Source organism: Candidatus Polarisedimenticolaceae bacterium, from assembly GCA_036376135.1.
In the GTDB taxonomy this organism is placed as follows: domain Bacteria; phylum Acidobacteriota; class Polarisedimenticolia; order Polarisedimenticolales; family DASRJG01; genus DASVAW01.
The window spans coordinates 72,507-90,614 of record DASVAW010000179.1; the positions used below are offsets into that span (position 1 = coordinate 72,507).

An 18,108-nucleotide genomic window follows, 5' to 3' on the forward strand; every position below is an offset into this window, starting at 1 on the left:
CGGTCCGGCGGATCGACCTGAACGGGAAGCGGACGCCGGGGGGGCGCCGCGGCGATCGGCGCGGCGCGGAGTCGGAGGCGTGAATCGGGATTTCGGCGGGGAAGGACTCTACCGGACGAGAGCGACCTCTCCATCCGTGGAGCAGAGGGCGAGCGCATCCCGCGTGGCGATCGTGTCCGGATGGTCGGGGCCCAGGGTGAGCTCGCGGCGGGCCAGGACCCGTCGGAGCAACGGCGCGGCCTCCCCGCACTTCCCGCCGCGGGCGAGCGCGAGGCCCACGAAGTGGCTGCTCCGCAGCGTTCGGGCGTTGTTCGGGTCGTTGTGTCCCTCGCGGATCGCCAGCGCCCGGCGGTGGTCCCGCTCGGCGGCGTCGAAGTCGTTCCGGGCGAGGTGGAGGTTCCCGAGGCTGTCGTACGCCGAGGCGATGAACTCGGGGTTCGGGATCGGCTCGCTCTCGTAGAGCCGGAGCGCGTCGCGGAGCAACGCTTCCGCCTCGTCGAGCCGGCCGACGTCCCGGAGCGCCGTCCCGAGGTTCTCCTTCGCGTAGCCGAGGGCGCGGGGCTGCGGCGGGGTCGGGGACGCCCGGAGTCGGTCCAGGATCTCCCGGAACAGCGGCTCGGCCTGCGCCGGTCGGCCCGCGACGACGTACAACTCTCCGAGGATCCGCGCGGACTCCGGGACCGCTCCGCGTTCGAGCAGCTCCCGCTCGGCGCGGTCGGCCCGCTCGAGCAGGCGGATCCCCGCGTCGCGCGCGCCCGCCTCGTACACGGCGAGCCCGGCGGACTGCAGCAACTCGACCTTTCGCAGCGGGTCGCCTTTCCATTGCCGGTCGATCTCGTCGACCACCGCGGCCACCATCGCCGGATCGTCGAGGCGCGAGTAACCCCACCCGGGAAGCCGTCGGAGGAGGACGCCCGTGAACGCCGCGGCGTTCGCCCGGGCCGACTCCGCCTCGGCGTTCGCGCGGTCGCGCTCGGCGGCGAGGCGGCCGGCGAGCATCGCCATCGCGATCCCGAACCCCGCGAGCAGCACGATCCCCGCGGCGAGCGCCGCGAACGGCCCCTTGTGGCGAAGGACGAGCTTGCGGAGCTGATACGCGGCGCTCGGCGGGCGTGCGGCGATGGGCTCGCCGGCGAGGTAACGCCCGACGTCGTCGGCGAGCGCCCGGACGCCGACGTACCTTCGCTCCCGGTCCTTCTCGAGCGCCTTGAGCACGATCGTCGAGAGGTCGCCGTCGAGCCGGCGCGCGATGGACTTCGGGGGTTCCTCCAGGATGCGACGCGGGACGTCGTAGGCCGGCGCATCCCTGAGGTCGAGCGGGTGCTCGCCCAGCAGCATCTCGTAGAGCAGCACCCCGAGGGCGTAGACGTCGACGCGGCCGTCGAGTGCGTCGGGATCGCCGGCCATCTGCTCCGGGCTCATGTACTCGAGCGTCCCGCGCACCGAGCCGAACTCCGTCGCGGCGGTCGCGTCCGCGCCCTCGGCGTCGACGATCCGCGCGAGGCCGAAGTCGAGGACCTTCGCGTGCGGCGGGTCGCCGGCGACGACGATGTTCGACGGCTTGAGGTCGCGATGCAGCACGCCGCGGTCGTGGGCGGTCGCGACGGCCTCCGCGATCTCGAGGAACAGGCGCAGCCGGTCCGGGATGCCGAGCTCGCGCCCGCGAAGCCACACGTCCAGCGCGGCGCCGCGGACGCGCTCCATGGCGAACCAGGGGAGCCCGTCGTCGGTTCGGCCGGAGGCGTACAGGGTCGCGATCCCGGGGTGGTCGAGCCGCGCGAGCGCGCGGATCTCCCGCCGGAACAGCGCGAGTGCCGTGTCCCCCGCGATCGCTCCCGCGCGCAGGACCTTGAGCGCGACGATCCTGCGAGGCTCGTCCTGCTCGGCCTCGTACACGACCCCCATCGCCCCGCGTCCGATCTCGGCGCGGATGGCGAACGGCCCGATTCGGTCGGGGGCGGACGCCTCGGTCATGGGGTAGGAATACCCCCAAATGCGGGCGAGGATGCGAAAATTCCGGCGCGCGGAATCCGACCCGACGGAAGCGCCAATCGTCGTCGAGCGCTTCGAGGCCGGCGGGGAGGACCTCGGGGGGGTCTCCAATCCAGACGGCGTCCTGCGGACGCTTCTCGATCAGGCGGCGCGTCGGACCGGCGCCGAGCGCGGGCTCGTCGAGTCGGAGCGGTTCGGCCACCGGAAAGGGGCGTTCTCCGGGGCGGAGCAGGACGGGCCGGGGAAGGTGCAGGCTGCGGAGGGGGGGACGCTGTTCCTCGACGAGATCGGCGACCTTCCCCTCGAGCTTCAGCCCAAGCTCCTGCGGCTGCTCCAGGAGAGAACCTACGAGCGCCTCGGCGACGCGACGCGACGGAACGGAAGGCCGACGTGCGCGTGGTCGCCGCGGGTCGGTTCCGACGCGACCTCCACGAGCGACTCAACTTCCTCCCGATCGCGATCCCGCCCGTGCGCGAGCGGAGGTCGGACCTCCCCGTGCTGCTGCGGCACGCCCTCGACGCGACGGAGGTAGGTCGGTGGATCGAACTTTCCTCCGCGGCCGAGCGGTGGCTGGTCGAGGTCGAGTACCTGTGGCCCGGAAACGTCCGCCAGGTCGAGCAGCTCGCCGCGAAGCTCAAGATCAGCGAGCCGGCGCTCTACAAGAAGCTCAAGGAGCACGGACCGGGGGGGAAGTCGTAGCATCGTCGCAGGAGGTGTCTATGCGACGGACCACCCTGGCGTTCGGAGCGTTGTCCTTCTTCCTTCTCGGCGCGGCGACGGCCCTGGCCGGGAAGCTCACCTTCGACATGAGTCGCGTGCGGGGCCAGGAGCCCGCGGCGGCGGCGGCGGCGCTCCTCGCGGAGGCCGAGGCGCAGGCCGGGACCGGGACGTGGGAGCGCATCGCGATCGGCGACGTGTACTACCGCGGCGGGGATCGCGAGCGAGGGCAGAAGTACTTCGACGCGGTGCTCGGCGCGACTCCCGAAGCCAGCGACTTCTTCCGGGTGGCCATCGTCTACGCGGACGGCGGGGAGTGGGACAAGGCGAAGCCGCTGTTCGAGAGGGGGCTCGCCCTCAAGCCGAAGGACCATCGCGGCGCGGCCGACGCGGCCGCCTGGGCGATCCTGTACAAGGACCGCGAGTGGGGCGAGGCGCAGTTCCTCCGCGCCGTCTCCGAGGCCCCGGGGAACACCTACCACTACGTGAACATGGCGGGCGCGTACCTGGGGCTGAAGCCGCGCGAGTGACGCCGGGCCGTCAGGGCTCGAAGATCTCGGCGACCGGGAGCGTGAACCCGGGGACGACGTCCTCTCCGTCGAGCACGTCGTCGGCGCCGAGGAACCGTGGGGCGAGAAGCGTCCGATAGACGGCGACGGTCTTCGTCTCCGGGTCGACGACCCAGACGAGTTTCGACCCCGCCGCGAGGTAGTCGGCCACCTTCGCGTGCATCTCGCCGGGGGAGTTCGACGGGGAGACGACCTCCACCGCGAGGTCGGGGGGGCCGGGAAACGCCCTGCGGCCGTCCCGCACGAGCGCGAGGCGCGAGGCGCTCACGAAGGCGACGTCGGGACATCGCACCGTGTCCGGGTCGGAGGCGAGCAGGAAGCCGGCCTCGGCGACGATGAGGCGCCCGGACCGGGTGGCGCGGGCATGGGCGCCGATCGCGGCCGCGACGCGCCCGGCGGCGTCCCCGTGGGCGAAACCGGTGGGCGGTTCGGAGACCACGCAGCCGGCCTGGAGCTCGTGCCGGAAGCCGTCGTCGGGGAGGGTGTACAGCGCTTCGTGGTTCACGTCAGTCCTCGAAGATCTCGGCGACGGGAAGCGTGAATCCGGGCACGACCTCCTCGCCGTCGAGCACGCCGTCGAGACCGACGAATCGCGGCGCGAGAAGCGTGCGGTAAACGGCGACCGTCTTCGCCTCCGGGTCGACGACCCAGACGAGGCGTGCTCCCGCCGCGAGGAAGTCCGCGACCTTGGCGTGCATTTCCCCCGGCGTGTTCGAAGCGGAGAGGACCTCCACGGCGAGATCGGGGGGGCCGGGGAGGAACCCGGAGGGGTCGGAGTAGTTCTCCCAACGCTCCTTCGTCACGAACGCGACGTCGGGGGCGCGTACCGTGTCGGGCCGACGGGCCAGCACGAACCCGGTGTCGTTCGCGAGCACCCGACCGAGCCGATGCTCGCGAACGTGCCGGCGAAGGGCGCTCCCCAGCGCCAGCGCGGTGTCCCCGTGACGTCCGCCGGCTGGGGGCTCGGAGACCAGGAACCCTGCCTGGAGCTCCCGTGCGTACCCGTCGTCGGGAAGGGCGTACAGATCTTCCACCGAGCGGTTCATGCCCGGAACGATACGCCCGGCCTCGTGGTGCGGCCACGGGGCGGCTCGTTTCCGGTTGCGTGGCGGAAACGTCAGCAGCGGCTGATCAGGTTCTCCCGCTCGAAGATCAGCTCCTTGGGCATCGACTCGCCCAGCTGCAGGAACAGCTCCTGGTGCTGGAGCGTCTGCACCTTCCACGCGGAACGGTCGATCTTCATGAGCTCGTCCCACGTCGCGCGGGGAAAGTCGAGCCCGTTCCAGTCGATGTCCTCGTAGCGCGGGACCCAGCCGATCGGCGTTTCCTTCGCCGGGGCGCCGTGGCGCACGCGCTCCACGATCCACTTCAGGATCCGCATGTTCTCGCGGAACCCGGGCCAGAGGAACTTCCCGCCGGCGTCCTTCCGGAACCAGTTGACGTGGAAGATGCGCGGGGTCTTCTGGAGGCGTTTTCCCATCTTGAGCCAGTGCCGGAAGTAGTCGCCCATGTTGTAGCCGCAGAAGGGAAGCATGGCCATCGGGTCGCGACGCACCTGGCCGACGGCGCCGGCGGCGGCGGCGGTCGTCTCCGAACCGACGGTCGCGCCGATGTAGACGCCGTGGTTCCAGTTGAAGGCCTGGTAGACGAGGGGGATCGTCGTCTCGCGCCGGCCGCCGAAGATGAAGCCCAGGATCGGGACTCCCGCGGGATCCTCCCACGCGGGGTCGATCGCGGGGTTCTGGCCGGCGGGGGCGGTGAAGCGCGCGTTGGGGTGGGCGGCTTTGCGGCCGCAGCCGGGGGTCCAGTCCTGGCCGGTCCAGTCGATGAGGTGGGCGGGCTCCTTCTCGGTCATCCCCTCCCACCACACGTCGCCGTCGTCGGTCAGGGCGACGTTGGTGAAGATCGTGTTCCGGCTGCACGAGGCCATCGCGTTGGGGTTGGTCGTGACCGATGTCCCCGGGGCGACGCCGAAGTACCCCGCCTCCGGGTTGATCGCCCGAAGGACACCCTCGGCGTCGGGCTTCAGCCAGGCGATGTCGTCGCCGACCGTCCAGACCTTCCAGCCCTTGAAGGAGTCGGGGGGGATCAGCATCGCGAAGTTGGTCTTCCCGCACGCGGAGGGGAAGGCCGCGGCGACGTAGGTCTTCTCGCCGGCGGGGGACTCCACCCCCATGATCAGCATGTGCTCGGCCATCCAGTGCTCGTCGCGCGCCATCGTCGACGCGATGCGCAGCGCGAAGCACTTCTTGCCGAGCAGGGCGTTTCCGCCGTACCCCGAGCCGTACGACCAGATCTCACGCGTCTCGGGGAAGTGGGTGATGTATTTGTGGTCCTTGTTGCAGGGCCACGGGACGTCCTTCTGCCCGGGCGCGAGGGGCGCGCCGACCGAGTGCATGCACGGCACGAACTCGCCGTTCCCGAGCACGTCCAGGACCTTCGACCCCATGCGCGTCATGATCCGCATGTTCACGACGACGTACGGGGAGTCGGTGAGCTGGACGCCGATGTGGGCGATCGGAGAGCCCAGCGGGCCCATGCTGAACGGGATCACGTACATCGTGCGGCCGGCCATGCAGCCGTCGAACAGCCCGCGGAGGGTCTTCTTCATCTCGACCGGGTCGGTCCAGTTGTTCGTCGGGCCCGCGTCGTCGGGGTTCTTGCAGCAGATGAAGGTGCGGTCCTCCACGCGTGCGACGTCGGAGGGGTCGGAGCGGCAGAGGTAGCTGTTCGGTCGCTTCCTCTCGTCGAGCTTGATGAACGTCCCGGAGGCGACCATCTCCCCGCTGAGTCGATCGGACTCGGCCTCCGAGCCGTCGCACCAGTGGACCGCAGCCGGCTTGCACAGCCGGGTCATCGCGTCCACCCACTCGGTCAGCCTGCGGTTGGTCGTCGGCACCTTCGTCATCGTGCTCATGGATGGTTCTCCGGGGCCGGATGATAAACCCGGAGGGCAAGACGCCGTCAGGGGGACGCCCTTGACGAAAAAAGGCGCCCCCGGAGGGGCGCCTTGCGTGAGTTTGGAACGAGAGACGCGATCAGTAACGGCGACCGCCGCCACCACCGCCGAAGCCGCCGCGGCCGCCACCGCCGCCGCCGCCGGTCCGCTCCTTGGCCTCGTTGACGGTCAGGGCGCGTCCGCCGAAGTCGCGGCCGTTGAGGTCGCGGATCGCGCTGTCGGCCTCGTCGTTGCTGCCCATCTCCACGAAGCCGAAGCCCCGGGGACGGCCGGTGTCGCGGTCGGTGACGAGCTTCACGTCGGTGACGGTGCGACCGCCCGCCGAGAAGAGGTCGCGGATCTGGGACTCGTCCGCGGTGAAGGGGAGGTTGCCGACATACAGTCTGGTACCCATACGGAACTCCAATCGCGTCCCCATCGGGACGCTTCATTCGGGTCCCGGCCGCCTGCCCGATCCTTCGGGCCGGTACCGGTCACCTCGACACGTCGAGCGCCGAGGCAGGTCATTCAATCGTTTCTCTACGAGAGGATGACGGCCGGGTCCTGTCGGCAAGGTAGGCGACCCGCGGGGATCTGTCAATCGCCGTCTCCGGCGGGGGGCCACCGGTAGGCGGCGAGGGTCATCGCCATCCCCCCCCCGAACGCCGCCAGGACCAGGAGATCCCCGGGGCGGAAGGTCCCCGACCGCGCATGCTCCACCAGGTTGATTCCCACGGAAGCGGACGAGGTGTTCCCGCGGTCGCGGACCCGGGTGAGGACCCTGTCCTCCGGGACCCCGGCGAGCTCCCCGATCCGCGTCACGAGCCCGAGGTTGGCGTTGTGGGGAACGAGCCAGAACGGCTCCCCGTTCAGCCGCTCGCGGGCGATCAGCCGCGTGATCGCCGAGGAGACCTCCCGGATCGCGTACTTGTGGATGTCCCTGCCGTGGTCGAGCATCGAGCAGTCCGGGTGGTCCCAGGCCGCGTGGCTGGGGTGAAGGCCGAGGCCGATGCTCTTGGTCCAGTCGGCGTGCTCTCCGTCCGCGTGGGAGGCGTCCGCGATGAGACCGAACGACGGATCGCCCTCGGGGTCGTGCTCGAGGACGACGGCGGCCCCGGCGTCCCCCCAGAGGGTGAAGCTCAGCGACGTCGGGGCGTTCATCCGGCTGCCGACCGACTCACCGGTCGTGACGAGACCGTAACGGAACCCCTTGTGACGCATCCGCGCGTCGGCGAGGACGAGCGCGTCGAGCCACGAGGTGCAGGCGAGCGAGACGTCGCGGGCCTCGGCGCGGTTGGCCGGGACCCCGAGCGCCCCCTGGACCTCGCACGCGCAGGCGGGGAACACGTTGTCCGGGCTCGACCCCCCGGAATGCACGAGGTCCAGGCGATCGACGGCGAACGCGCCCCCCGTTCTCGCCGCGGCGTCGTCGACCGCCCGCCGGGCGGCGATCGTCGCGAGCTCGGTCGAGGAGTGACGCGACCACCAGCGCGTGCGGATCCCGACGAGTTTCTCGGTGTCCTCCCCCGACTTCCCCTTCGTGTCGACGCCGCGACTCCGCAGGATCTCGAGGACGCGTTCGTTTCCGACCATCTCCGACGGCTCCGGGGGAGCTTCGCCGAACCCCACGAAACGCACCGACCCTTTCCGACTGATCCCCATGCACGACCTCCGCAGGAGTAATCATGTACCATCCCCGACCACGCCCCGCCGGGAGTTCCGCCATGCCCGAGTTCACCTACGCCGACCCGTTCCCGAAGACGAAGGACACGACCTCGTACCGCAAGGTGTCCGGCGCCCACGTGGCCGTGGCCGCGTTCGACGGCCAGGAGGTCCTCAAGGTCGAGCCGGAGGCGCTTCGGGTGCTCGCCCGCGAGGCGATGCGCGACATTTCCTTCTACCTGCGCCCCGCGCACCTCGAGCAGGTCGCGGCGATCCTCGACGACCCCGAGGCGTCGCCGAACGACCGCGGCGTCGCCCTCGCGATGCTCCGGAATGCCGAGGTCTCCGCCGGCGGGGTGCTGCCGCTCTGCCAGGACACCGGGACGGCGACCGTCGTCGCGAAGAAGGGGCAACGCGTTTGGACCGGGGCGAAGGATGAGGAGTGGATCTCCCGCGGGATCTACGACACCTACACAGGCGAGAATCTCCGCTACTCCCAGACCGTCGCCCTGAAGATGTTCGAGGAGAAGAACTCCGGGACCAATCTCCCGGCGCAGATCGACATCTACGCGACCGCGGGGGACACGTACGAGTTCCTCTTCATCGCCAAGGGCGGGGGATCGGCGAACAAGACCTACCTCTTCCAGGAGACGAAGGCGCGGCTCAACCCCGAGGCGCTCCTGACGTTCCTCGTCGAGAAGATGAAGACGCTGGGGACGGCGGCGTGCCCTCCCTACCACCTCGCGTTCGCGATCGGCGGCACGTCTGCCGAGGCGTGCCTCAAGACCGTCAAGCTCGCGAGCGCGGCGTACCTGGACGGCCTGCCGACCGAGGGGAACGCGCACGGCCAGGCGTTCCGCGACCCCGAGCTCGAGGCGCGGCTGCTGCAGGCGGCGCGGGACTGCGGGATCGGCGCACAGTTCGGCGGGAAGTACTTCGCGCTCGACGTGCGGGTCGTGCGCCTGCCGCGGCACGGGGCCTCGTGCCCCATCGGAATGGGCGTGTCGTGCTCGGCGGACCGCAACGTGAAGGCGCGGATCGACCGCGACGGAGTGTGGATCGAGGAGCTCGAGCGAAACCCGGGACGGTTCATCCCCGAGGCGTACCGGGGGAAGGTGGACACCGGCGGGGTGAAGATCGACCTCAACCGCCCCATGGCCGAGATTCTCGCCGAGTTGGGGAAGCACCCGGTGACGACGCGCCTGTCGCTCACGGGACCGATCGTCGTCGCGCGGGACATCGCGCACGCGAAGATCAAGGAACGTCTCGACCGCGGGGAGGGGATGCCGGAGTACCTGATGCGGCACCCGGTGTACTACGCGGGGCCGGCGAAGACCCCCGAGGGGCTGCCGTCGGGGTCGTTCGGGCCGACGACGGCCGGGAGGATGGACTCTTATGTCGACCTGTTCCAGTCGCACGGCGGGTCGATGGTCATGATCGCGAAGGGGAACCGCAGCCGGCAGGTCACCGACGCGTGCAGGAAACACGGCGGCTTCTACCTCGGCTCGATCGGCGGCCCCGCGGCGCTCCTCGCCAAGGAGAACATCCGGAAGGTCGAGATCCTCGAGTACCCCGAGCTCGGGATGGAAGCCGTCTACCGCATCGAGGTCGAGAACTTCCCGGCCTTCATCCTCGTCGACGACAAGGGCAACGACTTCTTCGCCGATCTTAAATAGGGACAGCAACCTATTTCAGCGGCCCGGCGCGCGCGCGCGGTTGTGTCCCTCGGCACGACGCGGTTGTCGAAGCGCAACCCGACTTTGGCCCGCTGCAGGGGCGCTCGCGAGAGCGCTTTATAGTCTCCCCGTTGGTCCCCGCCTCCTCCGCGGGTCTCACCATGCCCAGAATCGCCAGGGCGGTCCTGCCGGGCTTCCCATACCACGTCACGCACCGTGGCAACCGCCGAACGCTCGTCTTCCACGACGACGTCGAGCGGCGTCGCTATCTCGAGATCTTCCTGGAGGTTCAGCCGGAGGCGGCTCTGCGCGTGTGGGCGTACTGCCTGATGCCGAATCACGTCCATTGGGTGCTGGTACCGGATCGATCGGATTCGATGGCGGAGGGAATCGGGCGGGTGCACCGACGCTACGCCGCCTGGCTGAACCACCGGCACGGGTGGAAGGGACATCTTTGGGCTCATCGCTACTTCTCGACGGCTTTGGACGATCGGCATCTCTGGTTTGCGGCGCGCTACGTGGAGCTCAACCCGGTACGCGCGGGGATGCTCCGGAACCCCCTCGACTATCCCTGGTCCAGTGCTCGAGCGAACGTGCGTGGGGAACTGAATCCACTGCTCGATCCGATTCGGCCGATGGTGAAGGCGTCGGCGGAGTGGGCGGATTGGCTGCGCGCTGCAGATCCGGAGACCGGGGAGATAGAGCGGGCCATCCGAGCGAACACGCTGACCGGCCGGCCGACGGGTTCCGCGGGCTTCGTTCGGACGATGGAATCTGCGCTCGGGCGATCGCTTGCGACCAAGGGCCGTGGCCGACCTCCCGCTCGATCCTTGGGCACACCGCTCCTGCCGGGGTTACACCGTACGGAGAGGAAATAGGTTGCTGTCCCTATTTAAAGAGGGACTCGATGCGCTCGAGCGCCCAGTCGAGCTCGGCCTTGGTGACGTTGAGCGGCGGGGCGAAGCGGATCGTGGTGACGTGGGTCTCCTTGCAGAGCATCCCCATCCCCTTGAGCGCCTCGCAGAACTTCCGCGCGCCGCCGGCCTCGGGAACGAGCTCGAGCCCGATCCACAACCCCTTGCCGCGGACTTCCTTGATGAGCGGGCTCTTGATGGCGCGCAGGCGCTGGAGGAAGTACTCGCCCAGCGTCGCGGAGTTCTCGATCAGCTTCTCGTCGACCAGGACCTTGAGCGCCGCCTGCGCGATCGCGGCGGCGAGGGGATTCCCGCCGAAGGTGGAGCCGTGGTCGCCGGGGTGGAAGACGCCCATCACCTCGTCGTCGGCGAGGATCGCGGACACCGGATAGAACCCGCCCGACAACGCCTTCCCGACAATCACGATGTCGGGGCGCACACCCTCGTGCTGGAAGCAGAAGAGCTTCCCGGTCCGGCCGAGCCCCGACTGGATCTCGTCGGCGACGAACAACGCGCGGTGCTTCCGGCACAGCGCCTCGATCCCCTTCAGGTAGCCGGCGGGGGGAACGTGGATCCCGCTTTCTCCCTGGATCGGCTCGACGAGCACCGCGCAGACCTTGTCGTCCATCGCGCGCTCGACGGCGGCGAGATCGCCGTAGGGGAGCATCACGAACCCCGGGGTGAACGGGCCGAAGCCGTCGCGGTACTGCGCGTCGTCGGAGAAGCTGACGATCGTCGTCGTGCGGCCGTGGAAGTTCCCGCTGAAGACGAGGATCTTCGCCTCGCCGTCGGGGATTCCCTTGACCTTGTACCCCCACTTGCGCGCGGCCTTCACCGCCGTCTCCACCGCCTCGGCGCCGGAGTTCATCGGCAGCATCCGCCGGTAGCCGCTGAGGTCGGACATCAGCTTGTAGAGCGGTCCGAGCTGGTCGTTGCGGAAGGCTCGGGAGGTGAGCGTCACGCGCTCCGCCTGCTCGACCATCGCCGCGCGGATCTTCGGATGGCAGTGTCCCTGGTTCACCGCCGAATACGCCGCGAGGAAGTCGAGGTACTTGTTCCCCTCGACGTCCCAGACCCACACCCCCTCGGCGCGATGCACGACGACGTCGAGCGGGTGGTAGTTGTGGGCGCCGAAATCCTCCTCGAGCTTGATGTAGTCGGCCGACGAAGCGCGGGTCGTGGTCATCGGTCACCTCGACAGGGCCCCGGGGAGGGGCGGATGGCCACGAAAGATAGCTCTAGTCGGAGCTCTTGGCGAACCCGTCGGTCGGCTTCCACGACGAGTCGATCGCCGGCTTCGCCCAGGTCGAGCGGCTGCCCGCGAGCACGTCCTCCGTCTCGTCGAAGGCGGACGTCGGCTTCCACTCCGAATCGACGATGTCTTCCGCCCAGGTCGACCGGCTGTCGGCGAGGACGTCCTCGTCGCTGAGCGCGGAGGTCGGATGCCACTCGTGGTCCACGATGCTCGGCGCGAACTTCGAGGGGTTCCCGATCGCGCGGGTCTGCTCCTCGGCGGTCGGGGGGCGGATCTCCTCCCCGACGATCGCCCCGGGCGGGACGACCTTGAACGCGGTGGGCGCCTCGGGCTCCGGCTCTCCGGTGAGCCGCACCCCGTCCACGAGCTCGACCGGCATGGTGAGCTCGCCGGTGGGCGTCGTCAGGACGTAGACGTCCTCGTCCTTGCGGACCGAGTCCCCCTTCAGCACCCGGCCGTCCTGCAGGATCAACTCCGCCCCGCCGAGGGCCACGGCGGCCGCGAGGGCCACGGCCAGGGCGGCGATCGCGCGGCGACGCAGCTTCGTCCGAAACATGCCGCCATGGTAGTCGAGTCCGCCCGCGACTTGCGCTATGGTTCCCGTTCGCACCGCCCGCGAGGAGGATCCCGATGCTCCGCAAGATCGCCGCGACCCTGATCGTCTCGCTGCTCGCCCTCGGCCACGCCGTCGCCCAGGAGAAGAGCGCCCCCGCGCCCCAGCCCAACGTCAAGGTCACGATCCGGCTCGGCAAGATCGAGCAAGGGAAGCGCAACGTCCTCAAGACCTACGACCTCGTCGTGGCGCCGGATACGACCGGCTCCAAGCTCCTGAGCGGCTCGCGCGTGCCGATCCCCACCGGCAGCGAGGTCGTCTACCAGAACATCGGCTTCAGCTGCGAGGCGATGGTGTGGCTCGTGGGCGACGGGAAGATCAAGCTCGCCGCGAAGATCGAGGACAGCCGGCTATCGGACAAGGTCGCGAACGCCGCTCCCTTCGTCGAGACCCGCCAGCTCTCGGTCAACGCCGTGCTCACCGACGGCAAGCCGATGGAGGTGACGAAGGTCGAGGGGGCGATCGACCCGTCCGGCTTCGTCGAGGTCGAAGCGGCCGTCCTGAAGTAGATGCTCGCCGCGATCCTCCTCGCCGCGGCCCTCGCGCCCCGCCAGGACCTTCACGTCCGCCTCGACCCCGACGCCCACCGGCTCGAGGTGCGCGACACGATCGAGCTCCCCGCCGGAACGCATCGCTTCACCCTGCACGAGGGGCTCGAGCCGAAGTCGGCGACGAAGGGCGTGAGTCTGCGCCGCGGGGGCGAAGACGCCTGGGTCGTGAAGGTCCCCGACGGGACTTCGACGATCGAGATCACGTACTCCGGGGCGATCCACCATCCCGTCGAGAACAGGGGGGAGGACTACGCGCGCTCGTTCGGCGAGACGCGCGGCACGATCGGGCCGGAGGGGGTCGTGTTGTCCGGGGCGACGACGTGGATCCCGACCTTCGGCGATGCGCCGTTCCCCTTCACCGTCGAGGTCCGGCTGCCCGCGGGGTGGGACGCCGTGAGCCAGGGGCGCCGCGAACGGCACGAGCGCGGTGAGCGGGAGACGGTCGTCGTCTGGCGCTCCCCCGAGCCGCAGACCGAGGTCTATCTCGTCGCGGCGCGCTTCGTCGAGACGACCCGGAAGGAGGGGCGGATCGAGACGACGGCGTACCTCCGGGAGCGCGACGACGCCCTCGCGGCGAAGTACCTCGACGCGACCGCACGCTACCTGAAGATGTACGAGGAGCTCCTCGGCCCGTACCCGTACGCGAAGTTCGCGCTCGTCGAGAACTTCTGGGAGACCGGGTACGGGATGCCGTCGTTCACGCTGCTCGGCCCGAAGGTGATCCGCCTCCCGTTCATCCTGAACTCGTCGTACCCCCACGAGATCCTGCACAACTGGTGGGGGAACGGCGTCTACGTCGATGCCTCGCGCGGCAACTGGTGCGAGGGGCTCACCGCCTACCTCGCCGACCATCTGCTCCTGGAGCAGTCCGGGGATGCGTCGGAATACCGGCAGACGACGCTGCAGAAATACGCCGACTACGTGTCGAAGGCGAAGGACTTCCCCCTCGCCGAGTTCCGCGAGCGGCATTCCCCGTCGACCGAGGCGGTCGGGTACGGGAAATCGCTGCTGTTCTTCCACGAGCTGCGGCGCACCCTGGGGGACGAGACGTTCGTGAAGGGGCTGCGTCGCTTCTACGACGCGTTCCGGTTCCGGGCCGCGACCTTCGACGACCTCCGGCGCGCCTTCGGTGAGGTTTCCGGCCGCGACCTCGAGGGGACGTTCCGCCAGGCGATCGAACGGGCCGGGGCGCCCCGGCTCGGGCTTCGCGACGTCCGGATCGGGTCGACGGGAAACGTCGAGGGGTTCGTGGAGCAACGCCAGGGGGGGCCGCCGTTCGAGGTGGACCTGCCGCTCCTCGTGACGACCGACGGCGCCCCGATCCTGACGACCCTCCGGGTGCGCGATCCGCTGACGCCGTTCTCGATCCCTGTGGCGGGGAAGGCGCTGCGACTCGACGCCGACCCGGCATTCGACGTCTTCCGCAGGCTCGACCCCCTCGAGACGCCGCCGGCGCTCACGGGCGTCTTCGGCGCGGAGCGCGCGCTGGCGATCCTCCCGGCCGCGGCCCCCGCCGACCTTCGCGAGGCCTACCGCACGCTCGTTGCCGAGTGGGCGAAGGCGCAGCCCGGGCGGATCGAGGCCCGCGACGACACGGACGTGTCGGCCCTTCCGGGCGACCGGTCGATCTGGGTCTTCGGAAGGGAGAACCGCTTCGCGAAGGAGGCTCCCGCGGTCCCCGGCGCGGCCGGAGGGGGGCTCGCGACCGTCGCGGTCGCGCGGCATCCCGCCCGCCCCGACCTCGCGATCGGCTACGTCGCCGCCGACCGCGCGGCGCAGGTCCCTGGGCTCGGCCGCAAGCTTCCCCACTACCACAAGTACTCGTACCTCGCGTTCGAGGGGGATGAGCCGACGAACGTCGCGAAGGGACGATGGCCGGTCACCGGCTCGCCGATGACGGTGTCGCTCGTCGACGGGGCCATGCCCGATCGCGCGGCGCTCGCCAAACGCGTGCCGCTCGCGTTCCCGCCCCCCGCCTTCTCGGTCGAGCGCATGGGTGCGTCCGTCCGCTTCCTCGCGTCCGCGGAGACGGACGGGCGGAAGCCCGGGACCGAGGGGCACGCGAAGGCCAAGGCGTACGTCGAGCGCGCCCTCCGCGAGACGGGACTGCGCGTCGCCGCCGCGGCGGAAGGCCCCGCGAACCTCGTCGCGACCCTCGCCGGCACGAAGCCCGACTACGCGAAGCAGGCGATCGTGGTGGGCGCGCATTACGACCATCTCGGCGCGGGCCATCCCGGGGCCGACGACAACGCCAGCGGCGTCGCCGCGCTTCTCGAGCTGGCGCGCGCGTTCGCCTCGGGCCCGCCCCCGGATCGGACGATCCTCTTCGTCGCCTTCGACGCGGAGGAGGGCGGGCGCCTGGGTTCGAAGCGCTTCGTCGAGGACTTGAAGCGCGATGGGATCGAAATCCGCGGGATGCTCAACCTCGACACCGTCGGCCGCCTGGGCGCGGGGAAGATCCTCGTCCTCGGGACCGGCACCGCGTCGGAGTGGATCCACGTCTTCCGCGGCGCAGGGTTCGTCACGGGGTTCCCGGTCGAAGGGGTCGCGAACGATCCCGGCGGGAGCGACCAGGTCTCGTTCCAGGAGGCCGGGATTCCCGCGGTCCAACTCTTCACCGGGCCGCACCTCGACTACCACGCCCCGGGTGACACCTTCGACAAGGTGGACGTCTCCGGGATCGCGAAGGTCGCCGCCGTCGCGCGCGAGGCGATCGAGTGGCTCGCCGGGCGCGCGGAGCCGCTGACGAAGACGGGGACGACCCCCGCGGGAGGGGACGGCTCCGGGCGCCGCGTGAGCCTGGGGACGGTCCCCGACTTCGCCTTCGCGGGGCCGGGAATGCGCCTCGACGGCGTCGTGCCGGGCTCTCCCGCCGAGAAGGCGGGGCTCGCGAAGGGAGACGTGATCGTGAAGCTCGGCGACGTCGACACCCCGGACCTCCGGGCGTTCTCGGCGGCGCTCAAGGGCCTGGCCCCGGGAAGCCGCGTGACGGTGACCTACGTCCGCGACGGAAAGCAGGCGACGGTCGAGGCGGAGATCGTCGCGAGGGGGAACCCGTGATCGCAGCCTTCCTGCTCGCCTTCGCCGGTTATTCGGAAGCGACGCTCGACAACGGCCTGCGGGTCGTCCTGATCGAGCATCGCGCGAACCCGATGGTCGCGTCGTCGGTCGTCGTCGGCGCGGGGGTCGTGCACGAGCCCGAGGCGCGCGGCGGGGCGTCGCACCTGCTCGAGCACCTGCTCTTCAACGGAACCGCCACGCGCACCCAGCGCGAGCTCTACGACGCCGTCGATCGCGTCGGCGCGTACAACAACGCGACCACGCGCGAGGACCACACCCTCTTCTCGCTCCTCATCCAGAAGGAGTTCGCGGAGGCCGGGCTCGAGATCCAGGCCGACATGCTGTTCCGCTCGACGATCCCCGCGGAGAACTTCGACAAGGAGAAGGGGATCGTCCTCGAGGAGATGGCCAAGGACGCGAGCGATCCCGGCTACCTCGCCACGGAGACGTTCCGCGCCTTCGCCTACGCCGGCACGCCGCTCGCCAAGCCGGTCCTCGGGACGCGCACCTCGATCGGCGCGATCCCGCGGGACGAGGTGGTCGCCTACTGGAAGGAGCGGTACGTCCCCTCGAACATGCTCCTCGTCGTGATGGGGGACTTCGACGCGGCTTCGATGCTCGCGAAGGTCGAGCGGACCTTCGGCGCGGCGCCGAAGTCGAAGGGAACCCCGACGTCGGCGACGGGATCGTGGCCGGCGCCGCCGAAGGACAACCTTCGCATCGCCGCCCTCGAAGCACCCCGGATCTATGTGAACGGCGCCTTCCCGCTCGGCCTTCCGGCCCACGATCCGCTCGTCCCCGCCGTGGAGCTGCTGCTCGACGCCCTCGCCGGCTCCGACGACGCGCCGCTGCGGCGCCGGCTCACCTCGGGGGCCGACCCGGCCGCCGCCACCTTCGGGCTCGGCACGACCCTGAGGACCGGGAAATGGAGCACGGTCGAGTTCCAGGCGACCCTCGCGCTCGGAAAACCGTTCGAGCCGGTACTCGACGCCCTCGCCGGGTCGCTTTGCGATCTAGGGCCCGGATCTCCCGCGCGCTCGCGGATCGACCTCATGCGCGCCGCGGCGCGCTCTCGCGAGGTCCTCGAGGCCGACCAGATCCACTACTACGCCATGACCCACTCCGAAGCGCTGCTCGACGCGCCCCCCGGCTGGCTCCAGAAGGCGGCGCGCCGATACGACGGCGTGACCGACGCCGACCTCGACCGCGCGGCGGTGCTCCTCGCACAGGGGATCGCGAGGGCGCGGATCGCGGTTTCCGGGCCGGGGCTCGCCGCGCGCGCGGCTTCGTGGACTCCCCCGAAGGCGGAGCCTCGGGTCTCCCCGCGGGGCCGCGTCGATCGGTCGCTTGCGTGCGGTGCCCGGGTGATCGTCGAGCGCAACGACGACTCGCAGGTCTTCGCCGTCCACGCGATGCTCCGCCCGCGCGCCGCCTCGGAGCCCGCCGGGAAGGACGGCGTCGTCTCGTTCCTCCACCGGCTCCTGCCGAAAGGGACGGTCGGGTCGGACGGGCCGGCGCTCGCCGCCCGTCTCGCACGCCTCGGGGCGCAGGTCAAGGCCGACGACGACTCCCGCGTCCCCTTCGACGACTACTACACGACCCCGGAGTTCTCCTTCGTGCGCCTCGAGCTCCCCGCGGACGGATGGCGCGAGGGGCTCTCGCTCCTCGCCGAGATGCTGCGCCAGCCGCGCCTCGATCCGGCGGACGTCGAGGCCGTGCGCAAGGAGATGCTCGACCTCCAGGCGCGGCGTCAGGCGTCGTCGCGCAACCGCGCCGTCGAAACCTTCGAGGCGGCTCTCGCGCCCGGACATCCGCTCACGCGTCCCGTCGTCGGCACCCCGTCCTCGATCGGCGCGATCACCGTGGACGATCTCAGGGCCTTCCACCGGGACTACGTCACGGGCTCGCACCTCGCGCTCACGGTCGTCAGCCCCGTCGACGCGGAGGAGGTCGCGCAGGCGCTCGACGGCGCCTTCGCCGGGCTCCCCGCCGGTGCTCCGGCACCCGCGCTCGCGCCCCCGCCCGTCACGTCGACCGCCGGCGAGCTCCCGGGGGACGCGCTGAAGGACCAGGTGACCGTCGTCCTCGGTTACACCTTCGATGCGCCGGACGACGAGCGGCCGGCCCTCGCCCTGGCCGGGGCGCTCCTGTCCGACGAGCT

At 70.5% G+C, this 18,108-nt stretch carries 16 protein-coding genes; 8 read left to right on the forward strand and 8 right to left on the reverse strand.

From position 1 onward, the window contains the following. Positions 1–108: 108 nt before the first annotated feature. The gene (locus VF139_19715) at positions 109–1,974 is read right to left on the reverse strand and encodes a protein kinase (protein ID HEX6853634.1); all 1,866 of its coding nucleotides are present in this window, start codon (positions 1,972–1,974) and stop codon (positions 109–111) included. A 31-nt stretch (positions 1,975–2,005) separates the two neighbouring features. Between VF139_19715 and VF139_19720 the strand changes: the two genes are divergently transcribed. From VF139_19720 to VF139_19730, 3 genes are read left to right on the forward strand one after another with little or no spacing between them, the layout of a single operon-like run. Further along, positions 2,006–2,524, forward strand: coding sequence for a sigma 54-interacting transcriptional regulator (locus tag VF139_19720; GenBank protein HEX6853635.1), 519 nt, complete (start codon positions 2,006–2,008; stop codon positions 2,522–2,524). Beyond that, positions 2,488–2,691 (forward strand): hypothetical protein, encoded by a 204-nt coding sequence (locus VF139_19725; GenBank protein HEX6853636.1) that lies wholly within the window; start codon positions 2,488–2,490, stop codon positions 2,689–2,691. The genes VF139_19720 and VF139_19725 overlap by 37 nt, the downstream gene beginning before the upstream one ends. 20 nt (positions 2,692–2,711) lie before the next feature. Beyond that, entirely contained in the window at positions 2,712–3,239 is a 528-nt protein-coding gene (locus tag VF139_19730) for a hypothetical protein (protein HEX6853637.1), read from the forward strand. A 10-nt stretch (positions 3,240–3,249) separates the two neighbouring features. On the opposite strand, the gene VF139_19735 is transcribed toward VF139_19730, so the two are convergent. From VF139_19735 to VF139_19755, 5 genes are all read right to left on the reverse strand, one after another. Further along, positions 3,250–3,783, reverse strand: coding sequence for a Uma2 family endonuclease (locus tag VF139_19735; protein HEX6853638.1), 534 nt, complete (start codon positions 3,781–3,783; stop codon positions 3,250–3,252). 1 nt (position 3,784) lies between these two features. Further along, positions 3,785–4,324: a Uma2 family endonuclease gene (locus VF139_19740; protein HEX6853639.1), complete on the reverse strand. Its 540-nt coding sequence runs from the start codon at positions 4,322–4,324 to the stop codon at positions 3,785–3,787. A gap of 71 nt (positions 4,325–4,395) precedes the next feature. Further along, complete coding sequence (locus tag VF139_19745) at positions 4,396–6,195, reverse strand: phosphoenolpyruvate carboxykinase (GTP) (protein HEX6853640.1); 1,800 nt, start codon at positions 6,193–6,195, stop codon at positions 4,396–4,398. A gap of 121 nt (positions 6,196–6,316) precedes the next feature. Next, on the reverse strand, positions 6,317–6,631 hold the full coding sequence (locus VF139_19750; protein ID HEX6853641.1) for a hypothetical protein: 315 nt from the start codon (positions 6,629–6,631) through the stop codon (positions 6,317–6,319). A 182-nt stretch (positions 6,632–6,813) separates the two neighbouring features. Then, a complete protein-coding gene (locus VF139_19755; protein HEX6853642.1) occupies positions 6,814–7,878 on the reverse strand; it encodes a 3-oxoacyl-[acyl-carrier-protein] synthase III C-terminal domain-containing protein in 1,065 nt (354 codons plus the stop codon). A 62-nt stretch (positions 7,879–7,940) separates the two neighbouring features. On the opposite strand from VF139_19755, the gene VF139_19760 reads away from it, so the two are divergent. Then, on the forward strand, positions 7,941–9,554 hold the full coding sequence (locus VF139_19760) for a fumarate hydratase (protein HEX6853643.1): 1,614 nt from the start codon (positions 7,941–7,943) through the stop codon (positions 9,552–9,554). A gap of 161 nt (positions 9,555–9,715) precedes the next feature. Then, positions 9,716–10,432: a transposase gene (locus VF139_19765; protein ID HEX6853644.1), complete on the forward strand. Its 717-nt coding sequence runs from the start codon at positions 9,716–9,718 to the stop codon at positions 10,430–10,432. Between the two features lie 10 nt (positions 10,433–10,442). On the opposite strand, the gene rocD is transcribed toward VF139_19765, so the two are convergent. Beyond that, positions 10,443–11,654 carry an ornithine--oxo-acid transaminase gene (gene rocD, locus VF139_19770; GenBank protein HEX6853645.1) on the reverse strand — a complete coding sequence of 404 codons (1,212 nt, stop codon included), beginning with the start codon at positions 11,652–11,654 and terminating at the stop codon, positions 10,443–10,445. 52 nt (positions 11,655–11,706) lie between these two features. Further along, positions 11,707–12,279 carry a hypothetical protein gene (locus VF139_19775; protein HEX6853646.1) on the reverse strand — a complete coding sequence of 191 codons (573 nt, stop codon included), beginning with the start codon at positions 12,277–12,279 and terminating at the stop codon, positions 11,707–11,709. A 74-nt stretch (positions 12,280–12,353) separates the two neighbouring features. Between VF139_19775 and VF139_19780 the strand changes: the two genes are divergently transcribed. The 3 genes from VF139_19780 to VF139_19790 all read left to right on the forward strand — a co-directional run. After that, positions 12,354–12,845 carry a hypothetical protein gene (locus VF139_19780; protein HEX6853647.1) on the forward strand — a complete coding sequence of 164 codons (492 nt, stop codon included), beginning with the start codon at positions 12,354–12,356 and terminating at the stop codon, positions 12,843–12,845. Next, entirely contained in the window at positions 12,846–15,947 is a 3,102-nt protein-coding gene (locus tag VF139_19785) for a M20/M25/M40 family metallo-hydrolase (protein HEX6853648.1), read from the forward strand. Next, the coding region (locus VF139_19790) for an insulinase family protein (protein HEX6853649.1) at positions 15,944–18,108 on the forward strand (2,165 nt) is incomplete at its 3' end. The genes VF139_19785 and VF139_19790, both read left to right, overlap by 4 nt.

Excerpts from the sequence above, each read along its gene's own strand:
- VF139_19730 (HEX6853637.1), top strand. The coding sequence starts at position 2,712 with ATGCGACGGACCACCCTGGCGTTCGGAGCGTTGTCCTTCTTCCTTCTC.
- VF139_19715 (HEX6853634.1), bottom strand. The coding sequence starts at position 1,974 with ATGACCGAGGCGTCCGCCCCCGACCGAATCGGGCCGTTCGCCATCCGC.
- VF139_19780 (HEX6853647.1), top strand. The coding sequence starts at position 12,354 with ATGCTCCGCAAGATCGCCGCGACCCTGATCGTCTCGCTGCTCGCCCTC.
- VF139_19720 (HEX6853635.1), top strand. The coding sequence starts at position 2,006 with ATGCGAAAATTCCGGCGCGCGGAATCCGACCCGACGGAAGCGCCAATC.
- VF139_19755 (HEX6853642.1), bottom strand. The coding sequence starts at position 7,878 with ATGGGGATCAGTCGGAAAGGGTCGGTGCGTTTCGTGGGGTTCGGCGAA.
- VF139_19785 (HEX6853648.1), top strand. The coding sequence starts at position 12,846 with ATGCTCGCCGCGATCCTCCTCGCCGCGGCCCTCGCGCCCCGCCAGGAC.
- VF139_19750 (HEX6853641.1), bottom strand. The coding sequence starts at position 6,631 with ATGGGTACCAGACTGTATGTCGGCAACCTCCCCTTCACCGCGGACGAG.
- VF139_19765 (HEX6853644.1), top strand. The coding sequence starts at position 9,716 with ATGCCCAGAATCGCCAGGGCGGTCCTGCCGGGCTTCCCATACCACGTC.
- VF139_19745 (HEX6853640.1), bottom strand. The coding sequence starts at position 6,195 with ATGAGCACGATGACGAAGGTGCCGACGACCAACCGCAGGCTGACCGAG.
- VF139_19760 (HEX6853643.1), top strand. The coding sequence starts at position 7,941 with ATGCCCGAGTTCACCTACGCCGACCCGTTCCCGAAGACGAAGGACACG.
- VF139_19775 (HEX6853646.1), bottom strand. The coding sequence starts at position 12,279 with ATGTTTCGGACGAAGCTGCGTCGCCGCGCGATCGCCGCCCTGGCCGTG.
- VF139_19740 (HEX6853639.1), bottom strand. The coding sequence starts at position 4,324 with ATGAACCGCTCGGTGGAAGATCTGTACGCCCTTCCCGACGACGGGTAC.
- rocD (HEX6853645.1), bottom strand. The coding sequence starts at position 11,654 with ATGACCACGACCCGCGCTTCGTCGGCCGACTACATCAAGCTCGAGGAG.